This window comes from Sedimentibacter sp. (assembly GCF_038562225.1).
In the GTDB taxonomy this organism is placed as follows: Bacteria; Bacillota; Clostridia; order Tissierellales; family Sedimentibacteraceae; genus Sedimentibacter.
Genome location: NZ_JBCFAS010000003.1, coordinates 274967 through 299058, shown reverse-complemented (window position 1 = coordinate 299058; position 24092 = coordinate 274967). Strand labels below are relative to the sequence as shown.

Sequence of the window (24092 nt, the reverse complement as noted above, 5' to 3'; positions counted from 1 at the left end):
TTTATTAATTTTTCGTAATATATTTTTGATATTCCGAACTATTTTTTAAAAAGTCAGTCAATTCATACAGTTTATTCAGCGTATTTTCATATATTGCGTGCTCCAATTTTTCGGTTTGCTCTAACAAATCATTTTCCACGCCTATGATTTCCAGAAATTTCGACACGGTTCTGTGTCTCTTCATAAGGTATGCTCCTATGTCAGTTCCTTTTTCCGTGAGTCTGATAAAACCGTATTTCTCATAAAACACATATCCTTCCTTTGAAAGTCTCTTTATCATCTTTGTGGTGGAAGGAGGCTGGACATTAAGAGATACCGAAAGGTCATTAACCCTAACTTCACTGTTCGTAAGGCTCAGCCTGTATATCATCTCAATGTAATCTTCCATGGACTCTGAGAGAACTTCTTCGTTTTTTATTTTGTATCCCCTGAGAGTGTAAAATTCTCCTTCCTTCATGGTACCCCCCTTTTAGTGTCAAAAAAGACATCGGCTCATAATATGATTTAAGAATGTTAGCTTAGGCTAAAAATTCACTAATATTTTATCAGCGTAAGCAAGAATTGCGGTGCACTAATATAATATTATTTCAAAAATTTATTATGACAGGAGACTAACATGAAAATTCTCACTGATGCAGATGTAGGCGATACAGTTAAAGTAAAAAGCAACTCTGCCAACGGTTCTTTGAAGGAAAGGCTGCTGGCACTGGGAGTTACCAGCGGAGCTCTTATAGAGGTATTGAGAAAAGGGCCGGCAAACAATCTGACTGTTTACAGAATAAGAGGGGCAATGATTGCCCTCAGACACGAAGAAGCCAGGCAAATAGAGATAGTATAGGAAGGGGTGTGTGAATTGGGTCTTACTGCACAATCAGTTAAACCGGGCAAGATGAAGGATGTCTTTAATATAGAAAAATCTGACAATCAATACGTTATTGCGCTGGCTGGAAATCCAAACACTGGAAAAAGCACGGTTTTCAATTCCCTGACAGGGCTAAAGCAGCATACGGGAAACTGGCCCGGCAAGACAGTAGTTTCAGCAAGAGGAGAATACATGCACAACTCCATGAAGTACGTGCTTGTGGACCTGCCGGGTTCCTATTCTTTGTTTACTTCTTCAAAGGATGAAGAGGTTTCCAGGGACTTTCTCTGCTACGGCGATTATGAAGCCGTTGTGGTGGTTGCGGATGCCACTTGTCTGGAAAGAAATCTGAACCTTGTTTTTCAGATTTCTGAAATAACAGACAGGGTCATACTTTGCATAAACCTCATTGATGAGGCCAGGAAGAAAAACATCACTATAGACAGGAAGGGCCTTCAGGAAGAACTCAACATTCCTGTTGTGATGACTTCCGCAAGAGACGGATCAGGAATGGATGAACTTAAAAGCACAATAGAGAAAATCTCCATGCAGCAACCGATTTATATTCCGTCTGTCGTCAGGTATGACGAGGAAACTGAAAAAAAGGTTCAATCTATCACTCCCGTACTGGAAGAAATGAATGTTCTAAACACAAGGTGGACGGCTCTCAGGCTTATTGACAGCGATACAGATATATTTTCAGAAAAAAAGGCCCGTCATCTTGATAAGGCGCAGGCAGAGGAACTGACAGAAACATTTAATCTTGGTGCGGACAAAAAAAATTCAAGAGAACGAATATCCGAACAAAACTATGATTACGCCAACCTTCTCACTCAAAAATACGTAAAAGAAGACATGAGTAAGATTTACCGTGACAAAAAAATAGACGACATTGTGACTTCAAAGGTCTTCGGACTTCCCATAATGCTTCTTATGCTCGGTTTCATATTCTGGATAACGGTACAGGGGGCAAACTATCCTTCAAAATTCCTGAGCGGAATTTTTTTCGGATTTCAGGACACTCTGTCCGAATGGCTTAAATCTCTGGGAGCTTCGGACTATTTAAGGGGTTTACTGGCAGACGGAGCGTATCGAACCCTTGCCTGGGTTGTAGCCGTCATGCTTCCTCCCATGGCAATATTCTTTCCGCTGTTCACCCTTCTGGAGGACCTGGGCTATCTTCCAAGGGTTGCCTTCAATCTGGATCATCACTTCAAGAATTCATGCGCCCACGGCAAACAAAGCCTATGCATGTGCATGGGTTTGGGCTGCAACGCAGCAGGAGTTGTAGGATGCCGCATAATAGATTCCCCCAGGGAAAGGCTCCTTGCGGTCCTGACCAATAACTTCATGCCGTGCAACGGCAGGTTTCCTACGCTCATTGCAATATCTTCGGCATTCTTCGCAGTATCTTACCGGTCATTTCCTAAGGGACTGATACCTGCTTTGTTCGTTACATTGCTCGTTATAATGGGGATATCCATAACGCTTGCTGTATCCAAAATTTTGTCCGCTACAATACTAAAGGGCGTTCCATCCACATTTACGCTGGAACTGCCTCCATACAGAATGCCACAGGTTGGCAGGATACTGTACACCTCCATTATTGATAGAACAGCATTTGTGCTTACACGAGCCGCAGCTGTTGCAGCTCCTGCAGGAGCGGTCACATGGCTTCTTGCCAACACATACATCGAGGGTGCAAGCATACTTGTTCACATATCAGAACTTCTCGATCCTTTGGCAGCATTTATAGGTCTTGACGGAATGATTCTGATGGCCTTCATAGTCGGAATTCCGGCTAACGAGATTGTTTTGCCGGTTTTGCTTATGGCTTATCTTTCAACAGGAACGCTTACTGAATTTCATAGTGTTGAGTTTTTAAGGGACATTTTAGTTCAAAACGGCTGGACACCTCTTACAGCCATCAATGTAATGCTGTTCAGCCTGCTGCATTGGCCCTGCTCAACAACGCTGTGGACGGTGAAAAGAGAAACCGGAAGCATTAAGTGGACTTTAGCCGCATTCCTGATACCCACAGCAGCAGCATTTGCCGTCTGCTTTGCAACAACCGCCGTGTACCGCCTGCTTTTTTAAAGGCAGGTACTACTCTGTTTAAATCCTTCTTCTGAAGGATTTTTTCTTTTTTACCAATATTCCCCTAAATTTTGATGTTTTAACCGTCTAAATCACAGGTTCATTGCGTCTGTCATATGCCCTTTCTCCTTCATCGCATTAATTTATATGTAGTCGCGGAATATATTGTTGCATATTTATAAATATTTTTTCCATTCTTGCTCTCTGTTTTTCCACTGTGTTCCAGCTGTAGCTTCAAATTGTTTTTTTGCATTATAATTATTATCGTTTTCATCTAATTATGCGTATGCATTTTAAAAGTCCACATGGCAATTTCATTGCGCATCGTTTGGCAGTTTCCGTTACTTCTGCAGTAATTCCCTGAATCGTATTTTTTTGTTCCAAATCATCCAGCCAATAATTATTCACACTAATATGCAATGTTCAGGCATGAAAATTTTTTTGGAAAATGCAAAAAAAATGCTTGCATCCTTAAAACAATAGTTATATAATCATCCATAAATTCTAGAAATTATTCTTTATTAGTCCAAGGAAAGGAGAAACAATGATTAAGGCAGGAATTATAGGAGCAACCGGATACGCAGGAGGAGAACTTGCAAGACTTCTTCTGGGCCACAAGGAAGCCGAAATAAAATGGTACGGTTCAAAGAGCTATATAGACAGGAAATATTCTGAAATATTTCAAAATTTCTTCGAAATTGTTCAAGACCCATGTCTTGATGACAATCTGGAAGAATTGTCGGAAGCTGTTGACGTTATATTTACGGCAACTCCCCAGGGCTACTGTTCGTCGCTCATAAGCAGCAGCATACTATCAAAGTGCAGGGTTATCGACTTAAGCGCAGACTTCAGAATCAAGGACGTAAAAGTCTATGAAGAATGGTACGGCTTGCAGCATAAGAATCCGGATTTCATAGAAGAAGCGGTATATGGTCTGTGTGAAATAAACAGACAGTCCGTAAAAAACGCAAGACTTGTTGCAAATCCAGGGTGTTACCCAACTTGCACCACACTATCCATCTATCCGCTGCTTAGAGAAAATCTGGTAGATGTTAATTCAATCATTGTAGACGCCAAATCCGGTGCATCCGGTGCAGGCAGAGGTTTAAAAACAGACCATTTGTTCTGTGAAATCAACGAAAACATAAAAGCGTACGGGGTAACAGACCACCGGCATACCCCTGAGATAGAGGAACAGCTGTCTTACGCAGCAGATGCGAGTGTGCTCATTAACTTCACGCCGCACCTGGTTCCCATGAACAGAGGAATTCTGACAACATCATATGCTTCGCTGAAAAAAGGCGTAGGATATCATGAAGTCAGAAACGCCTATGAAAAATACTATAAAGACGAAACATTCATACGTATTTTGGAAAACGACGTTTTTCCTCAGACAAAATGGGTTGAAGGAAGCAACTACGTTGACATAAACTTTAAAATAGATCAAAGAACCAACCGGATAATCATCATGGGAGCCATGGATAATCTGGTGAAGGGAGCTGCAGGCCAGGCTGTGCAGAACATGAACATAATGTTTGGAATCAAGGAAGAAACAGGGCTTTTACAAACACCCATGTTTCCATAATACAATATCAGGAGGTTATCAATGGAAGAAAAAGAAGGGGGCGTTACTACCCCACAGGGATTTAAGGCTGCAGGAGTCTTTGCAGGAATCCGCAGAAAGAAAAAAGACATGGCATTAATATACAGCGAGGTTCCCTGCGTTGTTGCAGGAACTTTCACTACAAATATAGTAAAGGCTGCGCCGGTTAAGTGGGACATGGAAATGGTTAAAAATTCTCCTTATGTGCAGGCTGTTGTTGTTAACAGCGGCGTTGCAAACACATGTACGGGAGCTGCAGGCATGAGCCACTGCAAAGACATGGCAGAAACAACAGGAATGCTGCTTGATATTCCTGCTGAAGCTGTACTGGTGGCATCCACAGGCCTCATAGGAAAACAACTCCCCATGGACAAGATAAAGCTGGGCATTCAAAACCTGGTCCCCATGCTTGGAAGCAGCCATGAAGACGCAAGCCTGGCAGCAGAAGCCATACTCACCACTGACACCAGAAAAAAAGAACTGGCTGTGGAAATAGAGCTTGGAGGCAAAAAGGTAGTAATCGGCGGCATGTGCAAAGGTTCAGGCATGATACACCCCAACATGTGCACAATGCTTGCCTTCATAACCACAGATGCGTGCATCTCGAAGGAACTTCTGCAGGAAGCTCTGAGCAGCGACGTAAACGACACTTACAACATGATATCCGTCGACGGGGATACATCAACCAACGACACTGTGCTGCTGCTTGCCAATGGTCTGGCCGGCAACGAAGAAATAAAGGAAAAAAACCAGGACTACCAGAAGTTTGTGGAAGCACTGAACTTCATCAATACGTACTTTGCCAAGAGAATAGCCGAAGACGGAGAAGGTGCCACATCGCTGTTTGAAGCAAAGGTTATAAACGCAGCAGACAAGGAACAGGCCGCAAAGCTTGCAAAATCCATAATTTCTTCAAGCCTGACAAAGGCGGCAATCTTCGGCCGCGACATAAATTGGGGAAGAATCGTCTGCGCCATGGGATATTCCGGTGCTCAGTTCGATCCAGACGGAGTGGATTTGTATTTTGAAAGCAGCGTTGGAAAAATCAAGCTGATTGAAGATGGTGTTGAAATGCTGTACAGCAAGGACGCAGCCGAAAAAATCCTCTCACAGCCGGAAATAACCGTAATCGTCGACATAAAGATGGGATGCGCTTCTGCCACCGCATGGGGGTGCGACCTGACATACGATTACGTACGAATAAACGCAGCCTACACATCCTGGGAGGTGCCAAATGGAAATAGAAGCTATGCTTAAAGATGCCGAAGCGCTTGCAGATGCCCTTCCTTTCATTAAGGAATACCGCGGCAAGATTGTAGTAGTAAAATACGGCGGAAGTGCAATGACAGACGAAAACATAAAAAGAAACGTGGTTGAAGACCTTGCTGTATTAAGGATAGCCGGACTGAAACCCGTTGTCGTTCACGGTGGCGGCAAGGAAATAAACAAATGGCTTGAAAAGCTTGGAATAGAGAACAAATTTGTGAACGGCCTGAGGGTCACTGACGAAAAGACGCTTGAGATAGCTGAAATGGCACTGTCAAAGCTAAACAAGGAACTTGTTTCCCTGATGGAAAGCTTTGGGGTCAAGGCTGCGGGCATCAGCGGCAAGGACGGTTCCACCATCAAGGTTGAAAAAAGATGCTCCGGCGACAAGGATCTTGGTTTGGTGGGTAAGATTACGGAAGTTGATCCGGGTCTTCTGATGACACTTCTTGATAATGATATTACGCCCATCATAAGTCCCATCGGCATGGACAACAGCTTCCAGGGCTACAACATAAACGCGGATGAGGTAGCATGTGCAGTGGCCACCTGCCTCAAGGCAGAAAAACTGGTTTTTCTGACGGATATTGAAGGAGTGTGCAAGGATCCCAAGGATTCCTCCACCCTGATTCCGGAGCTTACGGTTCATGAAGCCAGAGAGTTTCTTGACAGCGGAAACGCAGGAGGAGGAATGCTTCCAAAACTTATAAACTGCATCAATGCCGTTGAGAACGGAGTTTCCAGCGTTCACATAATTGACGGCAGAGTAGAGCATTCAGTGCTTTTGGAGTTTTTCTCAAAAAAGGGAACAGGAACTATGATAATGAATTGTGAAAGGGGTAACAGAAATGAATAAGCATAAATACATGGAAGAGGCCGAAAAGGACCTGCTTCACACATACAAAAGATATGAAATTATTTTAGACAAGGGAGACGGAGTTTATCTGTACGACACCGATGGAAAACAGTACCTGGACTTTGCGGCAGGAATAGCGGTTTTTGCTCTGGGGTACAACAACAAGGAATACAACGATGCCCTTAAGGTTCAGATTGACAAGCTTCTGCATACATCCAATTACTATTACAACCTTCCTGCCATAGAGGCTGCCAAAAAAATAAAATCAGCTTCCGGAATGGACAGGGTATTTTTCACCAACAGCGGTACAGAAGCAATCGAAGGAGCCATAAAGCTTGCCAAGAAGTACGCCTTCAACAAAAGCGGCGAAACAGGGCACGAAATAATATCTCTGAATAACTCCTTTCACGGCAGAAGTCTGGGAGCACTGTCTGTTACAGGAAACCCGGATTACCAGAAGGCCTTCGGCCCAATGATTGCCGGTGTTAAATTTGCGGAAATGAACGATCTTGACAGCGTCAAAGCACAGGTAACTGATAAAACATGCGCCATCATAATGGAACCGGTGCAGGGCGAGGGCGGCATCCACCCTGCCGAAATGGAGTTCCTTAAAGGCGTGAAGAACATATGCCAGGAAAATGACATCGTATTGATTTTTGATGAAATTCAGTGCGGTATGGGAAGAACAGGCTCCATGTTCGCATTTCAGGATTACGGCGTTGATCCCGATATAATTACATGCGCAAAGGCGCTTGGCTGCGGAGTTCCTGTAGGAGCCTTCGCTGCCAACGAAAAAACAGCTTCAGCCATGACTCCCGGAGACCACGGAACCACCTACGGAGGAAATCCGTTTGTGTGCGCCGCTGTCAGCAAGGTTTTCGATATGTTCCAGTCTGAAAATGTGCTGGAAAATGTGAAAGAGGTAACTCCTTACCTGGAAAGCGAACTGGATAAGCTTGTGTCCTTGTATGATTTCATAAAGGAAAGAAGAGGCAAAGGCTTCATGCAGGGAATTGAATTTTCGGTTCCTGTGGGAGACATTATCCTGAAGGCTCAGGAAAAAGGACTCATAATAATTACAGCCGGCAAAAATGTGGTGAGACTGGTTCCCCCGCTGGTAATAACCAAGGAACACGTGGATGAAATGATAACAAAGTTCAAGTCTGCCATAGAAGAGACAATTTTATCAACTGAAAAAGCCTAAAGAAGAGCTGCCCAAGCAGCTCTTTTCATTTCATTCTTAATTCTTCACTCTTAATTCTTAATTGCTCTTTCTACTCTTGCTCTAACCTTTTCTTCGCCCATTATCTGCTGAAGCTCCCATATATCAGGCGACGTGGCGCGACCTACCAGCGCAATCCTTACGACGGAGCTCACATCTCCCACATGTCCCTTGTACAGTTCGGGGTTTTTCTTATAGTCCTTAGGCTTTGCTGCATATCCGTTATCCTGTGCTATGACTCTTATCTTTTCAAACCACCCGGTTTGGTCGTCTGAGTGATCGTATGTTTCCATATATGCTTGAAGAAGCTTTCTTGCTTCCTCAGCCTCTATGTTTTCAGGATACCTATCGACAATCTGGAAATATTCGTCAAAAAAGTAGCTTATAAATTCAAATATCTGCTGGCAGTACATAAGGTCTTTCCTGGGCTTGTCGCCGGTTCTCCCAACATTCAAGAGCCTTATGACAGCTTCCTTGTTTTCTGACAGCAGTCCCGCTATTTCAGCCTTGTGTCCCTTTGCCCAATTCAGTAGGAATTCATAAATTTCTTCGGCAGGGAACTTTAACAAAACGTCCTTGCTTATGTTGTTCAGTTTATCAAGGTCAAACAGGGCACCGGAGTTGCTCATTTTTTCAAGAGTGAAGCTAAATTCCTCCGCAGGGCTGTCAGGATTTTGTATTCTCCATTCTTCATAGTTGGAGTTGAGTATGGTAAGCAGATATTCCCTCACAGCTGATGGATGGTATCCCAGATCCATATAGTAGCCAAGGCCAAGTTCCGGATCCTTTCTCTTTGAAAGCTTTCTCTTGGCTCCGTTATCCATTTTCATGAGATGTGCCGTATGGCAGTAAACGGGAGTTTCCCAACCCAGAGTGTTGAAAATTTCGTAATGGATAGGCAGCGTCGAAAGCCATTCCTCTCCCCTTACAACGTGAGTAACTCTCATGAGACGGTCATCAACCACATGGGCGAAATGGTACGTAGGTATGCCGTTGGTCTTCAGTATCACTATGTCCTGGTAGTTTTCATGTATTGTAAGATGACCTCTTATGGCATCATCTATTTCAAATGTTCCTTCTTCGGTTCCCATGGATTTGAATCTGACAACAAATTCCTCGTTGTTGTCAAGATGCTTCTGAACCTCTTCCAGAGTAAGGTCCCTGTCCTTTGCCCACTTGCCGTAGTAGCCTGTGTTCACATTTTCTTCAACCTGTTTTTTCCTGGTTTCCTCAAGCTCCTCTTCGGTGCAGAAGCATGGGTATGCCCTTCCCATTTCAACCAGGTGCTTTGCAACGCACTGATATATTTTGCCGCGATTGCTTTGAAAGTAAGGTCCGTAGTTTCCTATTTCTCCTTCAATACCTGCACCTTCGTCAAATCTGACTCCGAAATATTCAAGGGATGATATGATTGTTTCAACTGCCCCTTCAACCTTTCGTTTTTCATCCGTGTCCTCGATTCTAAGCATGAACACGCCTTCGCTCTGGTGCGCCAGTCTCTCATCTACAAAGGCGCCGTACAGGTTTCCAAGATGTATGAACCCTGTAGGACTTGGAGCCAGCCTTGTAACCTTAGCTCCTTCCTTCAGATTTCTTTTTGGAAACACTTCATTTTCATAGTATTCAACCGATTCTTTTATATCCGGAAACAAAATTTCTGCCAGTTTCTTATAATCCATTTTTTCCTCCATAATTTGCGCCAGGCGCTAGTATTAAAACAAAAGACGGCATTAATCACCGTCCCTTATATTCTTGGTAACCCATAGGGGAGTCGGACCACTGATTCCACCGTGAGAGGGTGGCGTCTTGACCACTTGACCAATGAGTCATATTATTTGCCGATATAATTATATACTCATTGGAACTTATTGTCTATTATTTTTATAAAAATCTATCTATTGTCTGCAGTGACCTCCAACATCGCCTGTCTTTGCCATCAGAGTCTGGTTGCTGTTTACCATGGAGATTTTTTCAAAGCCTATGTTCTCAAACAGTTCCATGCAATTTTCTCCTACCATGGCATATGTCTTTTCTGCACCCATGTCGTGGGCTTTTCTCACAAGCATCCTAACCATCAGGTCCCCGATATTTTTTCCTCTTGACTCCTTAGAAACACACACCATGTCTATGTAAAACCTGCCGTCCTTAAACAGAAGCCTTCCCGTTCCCTTCGGCACATCATCCTCATAGGCAACAAGGCTGAAGGCAAATTCATCATAAAAATCCGAAATCATGCTTTCATCAATGCCAAGCTCGCTGCAGAACACCTTTTTTCTGATGCTCATGGCATCGTTAAGATTTTCTTTTCCCTGAAACCACTTTGTAGATATCATAAAGCACCTCTTCATAATTTGATACGATTATATCATTTTCATCATAAAATGTATACGAAAAATAAATTTCATCAGTATCCGGCACTAAAACATGATGTGGAGCGTTCATATAGCCTTTGACTTAAGGACTTAACATCTCACCATTCCACCGCATAATTTGCGCTTTCAATTTCCTTGTTGTTTTTCCCGCTTTGTGTTATAATAAATCAAGGAAACAAAGGCTGATGCCTTTGTCTGGAATGTATTTGTTGTATTGTTGTGAAACAAGCCGGTATGCGGCTAGCACCATGATATAATAAATAAAATAAATAAAACCAGAGGTGGGCTATGACTTTAGGCGAAAAGATGAGAAAAATCCGCAAGGAAAACGATATGACCAAGCAGGAGCTCGGCATAGTTTTGAATGTACCTAAGGAAAGAATCAAACTTTACGAAAGCAACGAGGAAAAACCGTCTGATTTTTATTTGTCATCCTTTGCTCAACACTTCAGCATTTCAGTCGATGAACTGCTGGCAGATGAGCAAAACAATTAAATAATCTTAACATTATTGCAGTTGATTTAATCTCAAACTCATGTTAAATTAATATCAAATCTAAGCTTAAGGATTTTTCTAAGGGCAAGGAAACAAATAAAAATGTTCTCTATGATCATTCCTTGCGCATGCAGGGAATTATTTTTTGTAAGGAGGAAGCATGGATAAAAGATTGGGTGTCATAGGAATAGTAATTGAAGATTTGTCACAGATAGCCATTGTCAATGATATTCTTCACCAGTACGGCAATATCATCATAGGCAGAATGGGCATCCCCTATAAGGAACGCGGAGTGAACGTGATTTCCATCATTGTAGACGGAACAAACGACGAAATAGGCGCTCTTAGCGGAAAGCTTGGAAAAATCAAAGGACTCAGCGTAAAAAGCGCCTTGTCCAAAAAATAATCGGAGGATACAATGAAAAAATTAAGTTTATTGTTGGTTGTGGCATTGATATTATCAATATTCACAGGTTGTGCCGTTAAGAGTGATACACCTGCTCAGGAGCCGCAGGCTTCAGAAAGTCAGCAGCCATCTGACAAAAAAGCAGAGATCAAAGACCCTGTCAATGTGACTATTGCAGGACTCATGGGACCTACTTCAATAGGAATGATCAAAATGATCGATGAAAAAGCAATGAACAGCGAAGGCTACAACGTTGAGTACATAGCAGAAAGCGCTCCTGATTCCCTGAGCGCAAAAATCATAAACGGAGACATACAGATTTCCTCTGTTCCCATAAACCTGGCAGCAGTGTTGTACAATAAAACCGGAGGCAAGATCCAGCTCATGGCTGTCAACACCGTCGGTAATCTTTACATTGTAGGGAGCGATGGAACATCCTCCATTGCAGAGCTGGAAGGCAAAACACTTGGAATGAGCGCCAAGGGCTCCACACCTGACTACGCCATGAATTACATACTGAAACAAAACGGATTGGAAGGCAAGGTTGAGCTTGATTACAGCGCCGACCACGCTACTCTGGCTCAGTCAGTCATTGCAGAAGACACTAAGGTGGCGCTTCTTCCTCAGCCCTTCGTTACCCAGACTTCAATTAAAAACCAGAATGTGAAAATGCTCATCGACCTGAACCTGGCATGGAAGGAAGCAACCAAGGGAGCAAGCGAGCTGTATACAGGATGCATAGTTGTCAACAAAGAATTTGCACAAAACAACAAGGAGTTTGTGGATGAGTTTTTAAAGCAGTATGAAAAGTCTGTAAGCTGGGTTTTGGAAAATCCCAAGGATGTTTCAGTTCTTGTTGAAAAAAACGGCATAATGCCCAGTGCTGCCATAGTTGAAAAAGCGATCCCTTACTGCGGCATAACCTACGAGGCATCCAAGGATGTAAAGGAAGGCCTGAACAGCTTCTATCAGATACTGTTTGATTCTAACCCTGCTTCGGTGGGAGGAAGCATGCCAGATGATGAATTCTATTTTGCAGAGTAAGCACAGGAATCTTTTCATAACAGCATTTTGGATAACACTGTGGGAGATATTGTCTCTGATCATCGGTCAGGAGATTTATCTCCCTTCTCCCGTTTCAACATTCAAGGCTCTTTACAGCCTTTTGTTTGAAAAGGAAACCTACATAACAATTTTGTTCAGCACGTACAGGACAATCTTCGGATTCGTCGTTTCAACTGTTTCTGGAATAATATTCGGATTTTTATGCGGGCTGAGCAAGCCCCTTTACAACCTTTTTAATCCTCTGGTCAGCATCATCAGGACAGTACCTGTCATGTCCATAATAATCATCGCAATAATGTGGTTCAAGGACTCCAACGTTCCCATATTTGTGGCATTTCTCATGTGCTTTCCCATTATATGGACAAACACCGTCAGCGGAATCGGCTCTGCGGATGAAAAGCTCCTGCAGATGTGCAAGATATACGGCATAAAAAAAATTCATGTCCTGAAGTCGGTTTATTTCTACAGCGCCCTGCCATACATAAAGGCTGGCATGCTGTCGGCGCTGGGCATAAGCTGGAAGGTTACTTCCGCCGCGGAGGTGCTGAGCCTTCCCAAGTATTCCATAGGCGGATTTTTGTACGACTCCAAAGTTTATCTGGAAATACCTGATCTGTTTGCATGGACCATCATAATAATACTCTTAAGCGCAGCATTCGAAACTTTGTTGAAAATAATTTTTAAAGCAGGTGAAGATGATGATTAAACTGGTAGGCGTGACTAAAAAATTTGACAGCATGACTTTGCTGAAGAATTTTTCTGTTTCATTCACCGAAGATGAAATAACCTGCCTTTTCGGCCCGTCAGGCGTGGGAAAGACCACCATAGCCAATATTGCCGCCCGCCTGGTTTCCGTAGATGAAGGAATTGTCACAGGCACCGAAAACGCTGTATATTCCTATGTGTTTCAGGAACCGAGGCTTCTGCCGTGGTACAGCGTTTACGACAACATAGATTTCGTGCTGAGGGATGTTTACGATGACCACAAAAGGAAGCATGTGATTGAAAGCTGCCTGGAGATGGTTGAACTTTCAGGCAGCAGGGATTACAAGCCTGCTGCCCTCAGCGGAGGCATGGCTCAAAGGGTTTCAATTGCAAGAGCCTTTGCATATCCCTCCAACGTGCTTATTATGGACGAACCGTTCAAGGGTCTTGATATGAAGCTCAAACAGGAAATGATTTCACTGTTCAAAAATCTTTGGAATGAAAACAAAAAAACTGTCATATTCATCACTCATGATGTGGACGAGGCAGTATATCTGTCCCATACCATATACATAATAAAAAACCGCCCTGTGGAAATTGTTTCGACTGTCGATGTTGAAAAAACAGAGGATATGGAAAGTATAAAAAAAATTTTGCTTTCAGTATAAAGTAAAATTTCGGAAATTAGAATTAACTTATCCAATTTTTCCTTGACTTTTATTGAATTTATATTAAGATATTAACAAAAGATAATCATTGACAGTATGTGACCAGGTCACAGAAATTTATGAAAATTTTTTATATATTGTGATATACTAAGAAAAAGAATTGGAGGAAATTATGGATTTCAAATTGACAGATATAGCAAAAGAAAAAATGCTTGAAATGAAAAGCAGTAATGAACCAATCAAATTAAAAATAACAGGCTTTTCCTGATGTGGTGCCGAGTTCGGCATTGTTTCGGAGAAACAATCAGAAAATGACCAGATCATCAATGTGGATGGAATTGATCTTATAGTATCAGACGAACTTACAGGAGCTATAAGCGGAGCAGAAATTGACTACTCTTCAAACTTCTTCAGAAAAGGATTCGAAGTAACTCCTAAATTCTCCAGATAAGAGGTTTTTATGGACTTCAAAATAACGGACAGGGCAAAGGAAAAGCTCTCCATCTTGAGAGAAAAGAACCTTCCTATTGTCCTTTACGGCATTCCTGTTGGGTGAAACCGGTACAATTATAAAATTGTTTCGGTGAAACAAAAAAAGGATGACAAGGTGTACTGCGTGGACGGTTTTGACATAATAGTGCCGGCAGAGGTAGACCGTACGCTTATAGGCGTAAAAATTGATTTCGGAGGATTCTTTTCAAAGGATTACATCATTACTCCGAGGTTTTCTTAAATTCTTAAAATCAAGGAGACATATGTACAGACTGTGGGCAAAAAAAATAAAATCAAGTAGGATTGTGGATTCTCTGGTTGCAGAAAACGGTGAAGATATTTCTTTCGATGAGAAGAGAGACAAATGCCTGAAGGACATATGCCATAGGTTCGACGTAAGCGTACCCGTATGGCTCAAAAAACACCATATGGAATTTGCACAGTTCAAGTCTGTATCATTTACTTCTCAGGACTTCATGGATGAAATTGATTTCGACAAGCTCGAAATCGAACTTATTGATGATGGTACCGATAAAACTGAATAACTGCTTTATATGAAAGAAACCTGGCTGTGCCAGGTTTTTTGATTTCTGATGCGCTGTTCAGACTATATGTCATACAATCCGTAAATTGCAACCAACAGCAGGAAGAACCAAAGAAGTTCATCCATGCTTATCCCCAGATCGTCGCATTGGCATACAATTACTACAAGGAGTAAGAAGAAGAACAACAAGGAAGTGTCTATACCACTTGCCCCTGCAACTGGCGATACCGGCGGTACAGGCGGTCTTAACGGCCTTCTGTCGCACTGAACGTTTAAATTTTCATTTGCTTCAACTATATTTTCAGTTTTGCAATTATCCATGATAACCTCCTAATTATAATGCATTTGTAATTTATTATATTCACAACATACATTAATGTTAAATTTTTAGTTTTAAAAATCATCACCTTATACATGCATAATTTAGAAAATTTTTGAAACAATAACATTATATTAGTTAAGGAGGATTACCTATGGACAAATTCGCTTTGGTCTTAGTGATAATAGGAGCCATCAATTGGGGTCTTATTGCACTGTTTCAATTTGATTTGGTTGCTGCCATATTCGGAGGCCAAACAGCAATTTTCAGCCGATTGGTTTACGGGCTTGTAGGTTTAGCAGGTCTGTACTGCATAACTTTATTATTCAACGAACGCGAAAAGACTGATTAAAGAAAAAGACAATCCGAAAGGGTTGTCTTTTTTATGCATATTAAAAGCCTGCTAAATGCAGGCTTTTGTATCTTTTATTCTCCGGCTATTGCAAGCTTTTTGATTTTCAAGGACGGTGAGCCTATGTATGCTTCTCCAGGCAGCCCGAATTTCAGATCCGAACCTGTTTCCTCAATGTTTTTCAGCAGTTCGAAATAATTTCCCGCAACTGTTATCTGCTCCACCGGTCTCGAAATCTTTCCATCCTTTATTTCAAAACCGAGAGCAGCCAGCGAGAAATCACCGGATACAGAGTTCAGTCCGGCGTGGAGTCCCTGAAGCTCTGTAATGAGAATTCCTCTGTTCATGGAAGCTATCATCTCGTCAAGCGTCTTTTCTCCCTTTTCCACATAGAAGTTTGACGGAGCTATGCCCAGGGATGCTTTATAGGAACCCTTGCTGGCATTTCCTGTTGTCTCTATTCCATCCTTCTTCGCTGTCTTCAGGTTGTGGAGATACGTCTTGAGAACTCCTTTGTCAACAACCTTTTTATACATGCAGGCAACGCCTTCGCCGTCAAAAGACTTGGATGCAAGACCTTCCTCCATGTATGGGTCGTCAACCAGAGTGAACTTTTCGCTTCCAATTTTTTCACCCAGCTTTCCTTTCAGAAGCGACAGGTTCTTCTGCACGCTTTCAGCCGAGAAGATTCCTGTGAATGCTTCAAGCAAATCCGCTGCTGCACTGTTTCTGATTACAACTGGATAATCTCCTGATTTCACAGTCTTGCCTCCTAAAAGGCTCAACGCTTCCCTGACTGCTTCTTCAGCTATTTCCTTGGGATCGAACTTTGCAAAGTCATTTCCCGTGCGGTATGCCATTCCTGTTTTTATGTCGTCATTTTCCTTGGCGACCACCACCACATAAGTGTATGCAATGTTGCTTTTGTCGTGAAGATACAGTCCCTTGGTGTTTGACATGATGGTTTCCCCGTATCCGTCACCGTACACGCAGGTTTCCACTGACTCAATCCTCTTGTCGATTTTGAAGGCTTCCTCTTCAAGACTTTTTACAAACCTGATTTTTTCGGTTTCCTCCACCTGATCGAGGGCAGGATTGAATGTGTCTACTCTCCTGTATTCCTTTGAGCCCTCGTATATGTATTCTTCGTCATCCGAATCAATTACGGTTGCATTTTCTTTCACGTTCTTCACCAGCATATCAATGGATGATTCGTCAACCTTCTCTGAATAGGAATATCCCATTTTGCCGTTGTACATTCCCCTTAATCCCAATCCTTCGCTTTCTGACAGGCTGTAGCCGTCAAGCTCCTTCTGGAAAACCTTAAGGGAAAGGCTGCTGCCTGCGGAATAGTAAACCTCCATGTCACCGATGCCTTGTTTATTGCCTTCTTCAAATATCTTCTCCACCAGATTTTTCATATCCATTATTTTTCACCTTCCCTTCCGCCTACGGTTATTTCAGAAACCCTGATCATTGGCTGCCCCACGTTTGTAGGAATGCTTCCGCTGACGGAACCGCACATTCCCTGACCGTAGGAAAGGTTGTTGCCTACCATATCTATTTTGTTCAGGATCTCGGTTCCTTTGCCTATGAGCGTCGCTCCTCTCACAGGTTCCTTGATTTTTCCGTTTTCAACTATATACCCTTCCATTACAGCAAAGTTGAATTCTCCGGTGCTGGGGTTTACAGAACCGCCGCCCATGTATTTTGCGTAAAGACCTTTTTCTGTGTTTGCAATTATCTCTTCAGGCGTGGACTTGCCCTTGTCAATGAAGGTGTTGGACATTCTGGATGTAGGTGCGTACCTGTATGACTGCCTTCTTCCCGAACCTGTTTTGTCCATGTTCATTCTTCTGGCATTGAGCTTATCTATCATATAACCCTTCAAAATTCCGTTTTCAATGAGCACGTTGCGCTTTGAGGCAGTTCCCTCGTCGTCTATGTTGAAGGAACCCCACAGGTTTTGTATTGTGCCGTCGTCTATGGCTGTAACCAGCGGTGATGCTATCTGCTGGCCGATTTTTCCTGCAAAAACCGACAGACCCTTGGCTACAGAAGTGGCTTCCAGTCCGTGTCCGCATGCTTCGTGGAATATGACTCCTCCAAATCCGTTGTCTATGATTACAGGCATTTTACCGCTTGGGCTGTACTTTGCATTCACCATGGTAACGGCAATTCGCGACGCTTCCTTGGCATACTTGTCAATGTCCAGCTCTTCGAAGAATTCGTATCCCCTGCTTGCGCCCGGGCCGAAAAATCCTGACTGCATTTCCCCGTCTTTGCTGGCAACGGATGAAATTGCAAGCCTTGAACGAACGCGTCTGTCTTCCTTCCACAGTCCTTCGGAGTTGGCCACCATTATGTCCTGGCTGTGGTCCATGTAGCTTACGGTTACCTGTGTTATCAGGTCGCTGTACCCTGCGGCTGTTTCGTAGGCACGGCGCATGAGCTGAACCTTTCTTGTTTTTTCGATGGTGTTGGGGTCGATGTTTATTAGGTTTATGTTTTCAACATCTGTCTTGTTGAGGGTCATGGCAGTCTGTTCCCTTGTTCCTTCTATTGCAGCTGCTGCCTTCCTAGCTGTTGCAATCAGCGAGTCTCTGTCTGACTTGTTCGTGTATGCATACACGCTGTTAAAGCCTTTGAAAATTCTGATTCCCACTCCGTAATCACGGCCGGTCATGGTGCTGTCAACCTTGCCGCCTATCATGACTATTCCGTTGTTTGTTCTGTCTTCAACATATATTTCAGCAAAATCGCCGCCTGTCTCCAGTGCGGCATTCAATGTATCTTCTATTACCTGCCTGTTTAACACACAATCACTCCTATCATTGTATAATACCTTACTATTTTACCATAATTTCCTTAAAGTATTAATAATTTTTCATAAAAAGTTGCTCCGCAACTCCGCTAGGGGGACCTATGTCCCCCTTCGGCGCAAAACTGCTTTCGCATTTTTGCTGAGCACCCCTCTTAACGGCAAGGACATCCGACATGCACTCCTCGTTTTTTATATAATAAGAAAGAGAACTTTCTTATTATATAAAAAGCGACTCCTTTCGGAATCGCCTTTTTATTAAGATTAAACAAGTTTAACCCTATGGTATACTTTCTTTCCTTTTTTGATGATGAGTTTGCCGTCTTCAAAGTCAGCCTCAGCAACAACTGCGTTGACATCCTCCACAACCTTGTCGTTTACCGTTACCCCGGCCTGCTCTATGAGCCTTCTTCCTTCGCTCTTGGTCTTGATGAGTGCTGCCTTGGCCATCAGGTCAATTACAGTCATTCCTTCACCCAGTTCTGCTTTGGAAAGTTCTGTTGTAGGCATGTTTTCTGATTCTGCTCCCTTGCCGAACAGAGCTCTTGCTGCTTCCTGGGCATTCATTGCATCATCTTCAGAATGAATGAGCTTAGTAACCTCATATGCAAGAACTTCCTTAGCCTTGTTTATGTCGGATCCTTCCAGTGCTCCAAGACGCCTTACTTCGTCCATAGGCAGGAAGGTCAATAACGCCAGGCACTTTTCAACATCGGCATCGTCGATGTTTCTCCAGTACTGGTAGAACTCGTATGGCGTTGTCTTGTTTCTGTCCAGCCACAAAGCTCCCTTTTCTGTCTTGCCCATCTTCTTGCCTTCGCTGTTTGTGAGAAGTGAAAATGTCATACCGTATACCTGCTCGCCGGCTTTCTTTCTGGTGAGTTCAACTCCTCCGATGATGTTTGACCACTGGTCGTTTCCGCCGAACTGCATCTTGCAGTTGTACTTCTGGTTCAGAACGTAGAAGTCGTAGGACTGCATGAGCATGTAGCCGAACTCAAAGAATGTGAGTCCCTGTTCCATTCTGTTTTTGTAGCAATCTGCAGCCAGCATCCTGTTTACGGGGAAATGGACTCCCACTTCCCTCATGAATTCCAGGAAGTTAAGAGGCAGCAGCCATTCTGCATTGTTGTCCATTATTGCCTTTCCTTCAGAGAAGTCCAGGAACTTTTCAAAAACCTTCTTAAAATTTTCAGCGTTTCTTGCAATTATTTCCTGTGTCATGATGGAGCGCATGCCGGTTCTGTCGCTGGGGTCTCCTATCATTGTTGTTCCGCCCCCGAGCAGGGCGATGGGTCTGTGCCCGTGCTGCTGCATGATGGACATAACCATTATCTGAATGTAGTGTCCTATGTGCAGGCTGTCTGCAGTGGGGTCAAATCCTATATAAAACGTCACCGATTCTTTTCCAAGCAGCTCCTTTATTTCTTCTTCGTGAGTGCATTGCTCAATATATCCTCTTTCTTTCAAAACATCGAAAACATTTCTCTTTTCCATACAACTCCTCCTTGATCTCAAATGTCTCGCTTCGATAAAATAAAAAGGGTCATCTCTTCCAAAAGGACGAGATAACCCGTGGTACCACCTTAATTCGCAAAGCATTGCCTCTTCTGCTTTATCGGACAGATTACCCGCTGCTATGCAGAAACTCCGGGACTGTATTTCGCAATTTGTGCTGCGAATCTTTCACCTGCCGACCCGCTCTCTTATTTGTAACCAAATTGTTACTCTGTTCCCTTCACAGTTGTGATATTATGTATTTATAAAAGGAATAATATTATAAAATCGAGTTTTTGTCAAGATTTTATTGACAGGTTAAAAAGAATCTTTCCAAAAGCTGCACTTATATGTGTTTTATGGCAGATATGAGCTCTTTTCTTACACAATTTCCTAATATATTGAATATTTTTCAAGCTAAATTGTTATAAATTTTTCGAACTTCAAAAATGTGTAATATAATTGTCACAATTGACATTTATTGAAGTTATTGCGGGTTTATTTGAAAAAATGTACATGCTATAATTCCTTATGACGAAAAGCTCATTAACAAGTTCTAAAATTTCCAAAGAAGCAGGGCTTACCTGCTTCCCAAAAAATCTAAAGACTAAATAGGAGTAAATTATGAAAAAGAAAGTTATAGCATTAACATTGACAGCAGCTTTGGCTTTGTCATCAACATCAGCATTCGCTGCAACAACTACAGACTGCGAAAATACGTTTAACTATGATCTTAGCAGCTTGCTGAAAGGAATAACAAGCAACTCAAGCGTAAAGGAGTACAAGCTGACTGTAAACGGACAGGAAGTGGATTTGAATTCTGTAGACTGGAATACAGTTCTAAACAAAAATACAACAACTCAGACAGTTGCGCAAAAGCCGGCTGCAACTGGGACAACTACTGCAGCACAGCCTGCAAAAACTACGACAGCAACAAGTGCTGCCAAACCTGCTGCAACAACAACTAAACCTGCAGCAACTCAGACTCAAGCTTCAGCTCCGGCTGCAGCAAAGCCTGCAACAACAGCACCAACAACCGCAGCAAAGCCTGCAACAACAGCACCAACAACCGCCGCTAAGCCTGCTGCAACTCAGCCGGCAACAGCACAGCCATCAACATCAACACCTGCAACAAACACAACAGTATCTTCGTCAAATTTAACATATGAGCAAAAAGTTGTAGAACTTGTAAACGTGGAAAGACAGAAAGCCGGATTGCCGGCACTTACAATGGATTCAGCAATATCAAATGTTGCTAGAACAAAATCCAAGGACATGGCAGCTAACAATTATTTTGCGCATCAGTCTCCGACTTACGGAAGTGCAGGCGACATGTTGACCAGATTTGGAATCAGATGGTCTGCCTGGGGTGAAAACATCGCATCAGGACAAAGAACTCCTGAAGCTGTGGTAACAGCATGGATGAATTCTTCAGGCCACAGAGCAAACATCATGTCAACCAGCTTCTCAAAAATAGGAGTTGGTTATGCAGTAAATGCAAACGGTACGCCGTACTGGACACAGATATTCACAAACTAAAAACTTTAATTCAAAATGCCGCATAAGCGGCATTTTTGTTTTTTTGCGGATACAAAAGAGTTTTCGGCAGCAGCCTATTGCTGCACTATCCTGTAATATACCCTGGCTGTCATGGCATAGACAATGAAGTAAATAGCTGCAAAAACGGCTATGGTTACGACGGTGCAGACAGCGAAAAGCCATACATTTGTAAGATTGAACAACAGAAGTAGCCTGGTTATCATCTTGAAGGCCGCTGCTATGTGTATGATCGATGCAGCCAGGGGAAGAAAAAACACCTTTATTATCTGGCTTTTGATGGAAGTCCTGACTTCGCTTCTGCTCATGCCTACCTTCTGCATGATTTCAAACCTTTCCCTGTCATCATAGCCCTCGGAAATTTGTTTGTAGTATATGATCAGAACAGTTGCAGAGAGGAACAGAAGCCCGAGGAATATTCCCAGGAACAAAAATCCTCCTATCATGGCGTAAAATTCTTCCTCCAGCTGCTGCTTGCTCTGGAAGCTAAGCTCTATGGTTCCTTTCTTTGAACTGACGATGTCACTGTATATGGAATCGGCAAGAGCTGACTTTTCCTCCTTTGTACCGTCTGAGTCAAAGGCTGCGTAATATGAATACCTGGCAGCATCGTCCTTAAACTCGCTCAGCTGATTTTCATATATTTCTTCCATGTCCTTTTCATTTGCAACAATGTAGTAGACGTCAACAAAGACTGCCGTATAGTCCTCCCTGATGGGAAATTCTTCGAGGTTGGCCTTTACTGTGTAGCTGTTATCAAAAAGCGTGAAGGAATCGGTTTTATTTTTGCTGCAGCTGTAGAAAAGAACCTCCCTGTCTTTCAGTTCCAAATGTTCTCCGGTTATTTTCTCATACTGCCCGGTTGTTATGAAGTACAAATCTGAAATGTTTGTGCTTGTAACGCTGTTCATCCCGTCAGTGACAAACTTGTCACCTTCTCTTTCTGCATAGAATTCAAGGTATTGGTAATCAAACATGCTGCTTATGTTCCTGCCCAGTTTATCAGCATTATTTTGAACTATGTCCTTAATTGCCGCCGGATCGCTGTCCTTGGGGTTTTCCAACGCAATGGTTACATCGTTGGGACAACGGTTTTCAAGCTGTTCATCCACACCCATGTAAAGGGCCACCGTCGTAGAAATCATAACCAGGACCGCGGTGGAAAGTATGCATATGTTGGCCAGTCCCACGGCATTTTGTTTCATTCTGTAAATCATTCCGGATATGGATGTGAAGTGCTTGGTCCTGTAATAGTAGTTCCTGTTTTGTTTTAAACGCTTCAGAACCACTATGCTTCCTGCGGTGAATAGGCAGTACGTACCGACTATTACCAGTATGACGGCTATAAAAAACAAGTACATGGCACTTAGCGGCGATTTAGTTACCAGTGCTATGTAATAGCCTGTTCCTGTTGATGCAATTCCAACCAGCGCAAGAACTTTTTTCGATTTGGGCTCCCTTTCGCCTGTGCTGCTTCCCTTGAGCAAATCAATGGGATTTGACAAATGAATCTGCATGAGGTTGTAGAAAAGGTTTAATAAAAATATTCCGCAAAATAAGACAATGGTTGTGACAATGGATACCCTGCTGACGAAAAACCCCAGTGGAACCGTGAAATGCAAAAGCCTGAACATGAACATGAAAATTAGCTTGCTGAAAAGGATGCCCCACAAAAGGCCAAGGCATATGGTGGCTGCACCGGTAATTGAAGTCTCAAAAAAAAGTATCCTTGCAATATGCTTTTTTTCCATTCCAAGAATGTTGTAGAGCCCGATTTCCTTTTTGCGCCTCTTCATGAGAAAGCTGTTGGTGTAAAAAAGAAATATGGCGGAGAAAATTCCTATCACTATTGTTCCCAGCATGAGTATCGTCGTGACCGAATATGATCCCGGCATTTCTTTGATTCCTTCATTCAGGGAAATCATGCGCATGATGTAAAACATGGCTACGGAGCTGATGCATGTTATCATGTACGGCACATAGAACTTCCCGTTTTTTCTAATATTTATGAGAGCAAGCCTTGGAAAAAACAAATTATTCATTTCTTCCACCGCCTGTAGCAATCATTGTCAGCGTATCCGAAATTTTTTTGTACATTTCCTCTGTAGTCTTCCCCGCTTTGTAAATCTGATGAAATACTTCACCGTCCTTGATGAACAGCACTCTATTGGCATGGCTTGCAGCCTTGGTGCTGTGTGTGACCATGAGTATGGTCTGCCCGTTTTCATTGATTTTGTCAAAGAGCTTTAAAAGCCCGTCTGTTGCGTGGGAGTCCAAAGACCCTGTAGGTTCATCAGCCAGAACAAGCTTAGGATTTGTAATCAGTGCCCTGGCGACCGCCGCTCTTTGCTTTTGTCCGCCTGAAACCTCGTAGGGGTATTTTGTAAGTATGTCTGAAATCCCAAGTATTTCGGAAATCTGTGCGAGTTTTTGGTTCATTTCATCATACCCCTTGCCGGCAAGAACCAGCGGAAGAAGTATGTTGTCCTGCAGTGAAAAAGTGTCCAAAAGATTGAAGTCCTGAAAAACGAAGCCCAGGTTATCTCTTCGGAATGCGGAAATTTCTTTTTCCTTAACATCTGCAAGATTCTTGCCCTTCAAGACCACATCTCCGCCTGTTGGCTTGTCAAGGGCAGCCAGAATGTTTAAAAGAGTCGTCTTACCTGAACCTGATTCGCCCATGATCGCCACATATTCTCCCTGCTCAACGGAAAATGTCACATTCGACAGTGCCTGCACATGACTGCCTCCGAACCTGGTTGTGTATACTTTTTTTAGGTTGTTAACCTCCAATATTGCCATAGTAATCCTCCTGTAATTGAAACGTAGTTCATTTCATCAAGGAAAGTATAACAAGAGGGACGATTGCCTGCCATAACTCTGCCTTACATTT

At 42.9% G+C, this 24092-nt stretch carries 25 protein-coding genes and 1 tRNA gene; 16 read left to right on the top strand and 10 right to left on the bottom strand.

Annotated features, from left to right (window positions below; genetic code table 11):
• Positions 1-4: 4 nt before the first annotated feature.
• Complete coding sequence (locus AAGU76_RS13225; protein ID WP_342485981.1) at positions 5-457, bottom strand: metal-dependent transcriptional regulator; 453 nt, start codon at positions 455-457, stop codon at positions 5-7.
• Positions 458-616: 159 nt separating this feature from the next.
• On the opposite strand from AAGU76_RS13225, the gene AAGU76_RS13220 reads away from it, so the two are divergent.
• From AAGU76_RS13220 to AAGU76_RS13195, 6 genes are all read left to right on the top strand, one after another.
• A complete protein-coding gene (locus AAGU76_RS13220) occupies positions 617-838 on the top strand; it encodes a FeoA family protein (protein WP_342485980.1) in 222 nt (73 codons plus the stop codon).
• A 15-nt stretch (positions 839-853) separates the two neighbouring features.
• Positions 854-2959, top strand: coding sequence for a ferrous iron transport protein B (feoB, locus tag AAGU76_RS13215; RefSeq protein WP_342485979.1), 2106 nt, complete (start codon positions 854-856; stop codon positions 2957-2959).
• Between the two features lie 544 nt (positions 2960-3503).
• Complete coding sequence (gene argC, locus AAGU76_RS13210; RefSeq protein ID WP_342485978.1) at positions 3504-4544, top strand: N-acetyl-gamma-glutamyl-phosphate reductase; 1041 nt, start codon at positions 3504-3506, stop codon at positions 4542-4544.
• Between the two features lie 21 nt (positions 4545-4565).
• Positions 4566-5819, top strand: a complete 1254-nt coding sequence (gene argJ, locus AAGU76_RS13205) for a bifunctional glutamate N-acetyltransferase/amino-acid acetyltransferase ArgJ (RefSeq protein ID WP_342485977.1) — start codon at positions 4566-4568, stop codon at positions 5817-5819.
• Positions 5797-6684: an acetylglutamate kinase gene (argB, locus tag AAGU76_RS13200; RefSeq protein WP_342485976.1), complete on the top strand. Its 888-nt coding sequence runs from the start codon at positions 5797-5799 to the stop codon at positions 6682-6684. The genes argJ and argB overlap by 23 nt, the downstream gene beginning before the upstream one ends.
• The gene (locus tag AAGU76_RS13195; RefSeq protein WP_342485975.1) at positions 6677-7888 is read left to right on the top strand and encodes an aspartate aminotransferase family protein; all 1212 of its coding nucleotides are present in this window, start codon (positions 6677-6679) and stop codon (positions 7886-7888) included. Before argB ends, AAGU76_RS13195 begins: the two co-directional genes overlap by 8 nt.
• A gap of 50 nt (positions 7889-7938) precedes the next feature.
• Here the strand turns inward: AAGU76_RS13195 and gltX are convergent, their stop codons facing one another.
• The 3 genes from gltX to AAGU76_RS13180 form a co-directional block, all read right to left on the bottom strand.
• Positions 7939-9585 carry a glutamate--tRNA ligase gene (gltX, locus tag AAGU76_RS13190; protein ID WP_342485974.1) on the bottom strand — a complete coding sequence of 549 codons (1647 nt, stop codon included), beginning with the start codon at positions 9583-9585 and terminating at the stop codon, positions 7939-7941.
• Positions 9586-9659: 74 nt separating this feature from the next.
• Positions 9660-9734: transfer RNA gene (locus AAGU76_RS13185), tRNA-Glu, on the bottom strand.
• Between the two features lie 67 nt (positions 9735-9801).
• A complete protein-coding gene (locus tag AAGU76_RS13180) occupies positions 9802-10239 on the bottom strand; it encodes a GNAT family N-acetyltransferase (protein WP_342485973.1) in 438 nt (145 codons plus the stop codon).
• 327 nt (positions 10240-10566) lie between these two features.
• On the opposite strand from AAGU76_RS13180, the gene AAGU76_RS13175 reads away from it, so the two are divergent.
• The 8 genes from AAGU76_RS13175 (at position 10567) to AAGU76_RS13140 (ending at position 14654) form a co-directional block, all read left to right on the top strand.
• The gene (locus AAGU76_RS13175) at positions 10567-10773 is read left to right on the top strand and encodes a helix-turn-helix transcriptional regulator (protein ID WP_342485972.1); all 207 of its coding nucleotides are present in this window, start codon (positions 10567-10569) and stop codon (positions 10771-10773) included.
• Positions 10774-10933: 160 nt separating this feature from the next.
• Entirely contained in the window at positions 10934-11179 is a 246-nt protein-coding gene (locus tag AAGU76_RS13170) for a TM1266 family iron-only hydrogenase system putative regulator (protein ID WP_342485971.1), read from the top strand.
• Between the two features lie 12 nt (positions 11180-11191).
• Positions 11192-12223 (top strand): MqnA/MqnD/SBP family protein, encoded by a 1032-nt coding sequence (locus tag AAGU76_RS13165; protein ID WP_342485970.1) that lies wholly within the window; start codon positions 11192-11194, stop codon positions 12221-12223.
• Complete coding sequence (locus tag AAGU76_RS13160; protein ID WP_342485969.1) at positions 12198-12950, top strand: ABC transporter permease subunit; 753 nt, start codon at positions 12198-12200, stop codon at positions 12948-12950. The genes AAGU76_RS13165 and AAGU76_RS13160 overlap by 26 nt, the downstream gene beginning before the upstream one ends.
• Positions 12940-13617 (top strand): ABC transporter ATP-binding protein, encoded by a 678-nt coding sequence (locus tag AAGU76_RS13155; protein WP_342485968.1) that lies wholly within the window; start codon positions 12940-12942, stop codon positions 13615-13617. Before AAGU76_RS13160 ends, AAGU76_RS13155 begins: the two co-directional genes overlap by 11 nt.
• Before the next feature lie 328 nt (positions 13618-13945).
• A complete protein-coding gene (locus tag AAGU76_RS13150) occupies positions 13946-14068 on the top strand; it encodes a hypothetical protein (RefSeq protein WP_342485967.1) in 123 nt (40 codons plus the stop codon).
• Between the two features lie 132 nt (positions 14069-14200).
• Entirely contained in the window at positions 14201-14350 is a 150-nt protein-coding gene (locus AAGU76_RS13145) for a hypothetical protein (protein ID WP_342485966.1), read from the top strand.
• 22 nt (positions 14351-14372) lie between these two features.
• On the top strand, positions 14373-14654 hold the full coding sequence (locus AAGU76_RS13140; protein ID WP_342485965.1) for a hypothetical protein: 282 nt from the start codon (positions 14373-14375) through the stop codon (positions 14652-14654).
• A gap of 62 nt (positions 14655-14716) precedes the next feature.
• Here the strand turns inward: AAGU76_RS13140 and AAGU76_RS13135 are convergent, their stop codons facing one another.
• A complete protein-coding gene (locus AAGU76_RS13135; protein ID WP_342485964.1) occupies positions 14717-14974 on the bottom strand; it encodes a hypothetical protein in 258 nt (85 codons plus the stop codon).
• A gap of 152 nt (positions 14975-15126) precedes the next feature.
• On the opposite strand from AAGU76_RS13135, the gene AAGU76_RS13130 reads away from it, so the two are divergent.
• Positions 15127-15324: a DUF378 domain-containing protein gene (locus tag AAGU76_RS13130; RefSeq protein WP_342485963.1), complete on the top strand. Its 198-nt coding sequence runs from the start codon at positions 15127-15129 to the stop codon at positions 15322-15324.
• 74 nt (positions 15325-15398) lie between these two features.
• Here the strand turns inward: AAGU76_RS13130 and AAGU76_RS13125 are convergent, their stop codons facing one another.
• From AAGU76_RS13125 to tyrS, 3 genes are all read right to left on the bottom strand, one after another.
• Positions 15399-16751 (bottom strand): TldD/PmbA family protein, encoded by a 1353-nt coding sequence (locus AAGU76_RS13125; protein ID WP_342485962.1) that lies wholly within the window; start codon positions 16749-16751, stop codon positions 15399-15401.
• A complete protein-coding gene (locus AAGU76_RS13120; protein WP_342485961.1) occupies positions 16751-18142 on the bottom strand; it encodes a TldD/PmbA family protein in 1392 nt (463 codons plus the stop codon). Before AAGU76_RS13120 ends, AAGU76_RS13125 begins: the two co-directional genes overlap by 1 nt.
• A 267-nt stretch (positions 18143-18409) precedes the next feature.
• On the bottom strand, positions 18410-19642 hold the full coding sequence (gene tyrS, locus AAGU76_RS13115) for a tyrosine--tRNA ligase (protein ID WP_342485960.1): 1233 nt from the start codon (positions 19640-19642) through the stop codon (positions 18410-18412).
• Between the two features lie 624 nt (positions 19643-20266).
• Between tyrS and AAGU76_RS13110 the strand changes: the two genes are divergently transcribed.
• On the top strand, positions 20267-21181 hold the full coding sequence (locus AAGU76_RS13110; RefSeq protein WP_342485959.1) for a CAP domain-containing protein: 915 nt from the start codon (positions 20267-20269) through the stop codon (positions 21179-21181).
• A gap of 74 nt (positions 21182-21255) precedes the next feature.
• Here the strand turns inward: AAGU76_RS13110 and AAGU76_RS13105 are convergent, their stop codons facing one another.
• Complete coding sequence (locus AAGU76_RS13105; protein ID WP_342485958.1) at positions 21256-23241, bottom strand: ABC transporter permease; 1986 nt, start codon at positions 23239-23241, stop codon at positions 21256-21258.
• Positions 23234-24001 (bottom strand): ABC transporter ATP-binding protein, encoded by a 768-nt coding sequence (locus AAGU76_RS13100; protein ID WP_342485957.1) that lies wholly within the window; start codon positions 23999-24001, stop codon positions 23234-23236. Before AAGU76_RS13100 ends, AAGU76_RS13105 begins: the two co-directional genes overlap by 8 nt.
• Positions 24002-24092 lie beyond the last annotated feature (91 nt).

Coding starts and splice junctions, on each gene's coding strand:
- AAGU76_RS13140 (WP_342485965.1), top strand. CDS start 14,373: ATGTACAGACTGTGGGCAAAAAAAATAAAATCAAGTAGGATTGTGGAT.
- AAGU76_RS13170 (WP_342485971.1), top strand. CDS start 10,934: ATGGATAAAAGATTGGGTGTCATAGGAATAGTAATTGAAGATTTGTCA.
- argJ (WP_342485977.1), top strand. CDS start 4,566: ATGGAAGAAAAAGAAGGGGGCGTTACTACCCCACAGGGATTTAAGGCT.
- AAGU76_RS13160 (WP_342485969.1), top strand. CDS start 12,198: ATGATGAATTCTATTTTGCAGAGTAAGCACAGGAATCTTTTCATAACA.
- AAGU76_RS13105 (WP_342485958.1), bottom strand. CDS start 23,241: ATGAATAATTTGTTTTTTCCAAGGCTTGCTCTCATAAATATTAGAAAA.
- AAGU76_RS13135 (WP_342485964.1), bottom strand. CDS start 14,974: ATGGATAATTGCAAAACTGAAAATATAGTTGAAGCAAATGAAAATTTA.
- tyrS (WP_342485960.1), bottom strand. CDS start 19,642: ATGGAAAAGAGAAATGTTTTCGATGTTTTGAAAGAAAGAGGATATATT.
- AAGU76_RS13220 (WP_342485980.1), top strand. CDS start 617: ATGAAAATTCTCACTGATGCAGATGTAGGCGATACAGTTAAAGTAAAA.
- gltX (WP_342485974.1), bottom strand. CDS start 9,585: ATGGATTATAAGAAACTGGCAGAAATTTTGTTTCCGGATATAAAAGAA.
- AAGU76_RS13110 (WP_342485959.1), top strand. CDS start 20,267: ATGAAAAAGAAAGTTATAGCATTAACATTGACAGCAGCTTTGGCTTTG.
- AAGU76_RS13195 (WP_342485975.1), top strand. CDS start 6,677: ATGAATAAGCATAAATACATGGAAGAGGCCGAAAAGGACCTGCTTCAC.
- argC (WP_342485978.1), top strand. CDS start 3,504: ATGATTAAGGCAGGAATTATAGGAGCAACCGGATACGCAGGAGGAGAA.
- AAGU76_RS13100 (WP_342485957.1), bottom strand. CDS start 24,001: ATGGCAATATTGGAGGTTAACAACCTAAAAAAAGTATACACAACCAGG.
- AAGU76_RS13175 (WP_342485972.1), top strand. CDS start 10,567: ATGACTTTAGGCGAAAAGATGAGAAAAATCCGCAAGGAAAACGATATG.
- AAGU76_RS13125 (WP_342485962.1), bottom strand. CDS start 16,751: ATGGATATGAAAAATCTGGTGGAGAAGATATTTGAAGAAGGCAATAAA.
- AAGU76_RS13225 (WP_342485981.1), bottom strand. CDS start 457: ATGAAGGAAGGAGAATTTTACACTCTCAGGGGATACAAAATAAAAAAC.
- argB (WP_342485976.1), top strand. CDS start 5,797: ATGGAAATAGAAGCTATGCTTAAAGATGCCGAAGCGCTTGCAGATGCC.
- AAGU76_RS13165 (WP_342485970.1), top strand. CDS start 11,192: ATGAAAAAATTAAGTTTATTGTTGGTTGTGGCATTGATATTATCAATA.
- AAGU76_RS13130 (WP_342485963.1), top strand. CDS start 15,127: ATGGACAAATTCGCTTTGGTCTTAGTGATAATAGGAGCCATCAATTGG.
- AAGU76_RS13180 (WP_342485973.1), bottom strand. CDS start 10,239: ATGATATCTACAAAGTGGTTTCAGGGAAAAGAAAATCTTAACGATGCC.
- AAGU76_RS13155 (WP_342485968.1), top strand. CDS start 12,940: ATGATGATTAAACTGGTAGGCGTGACTAAAAAATTTGACAGCATGACT.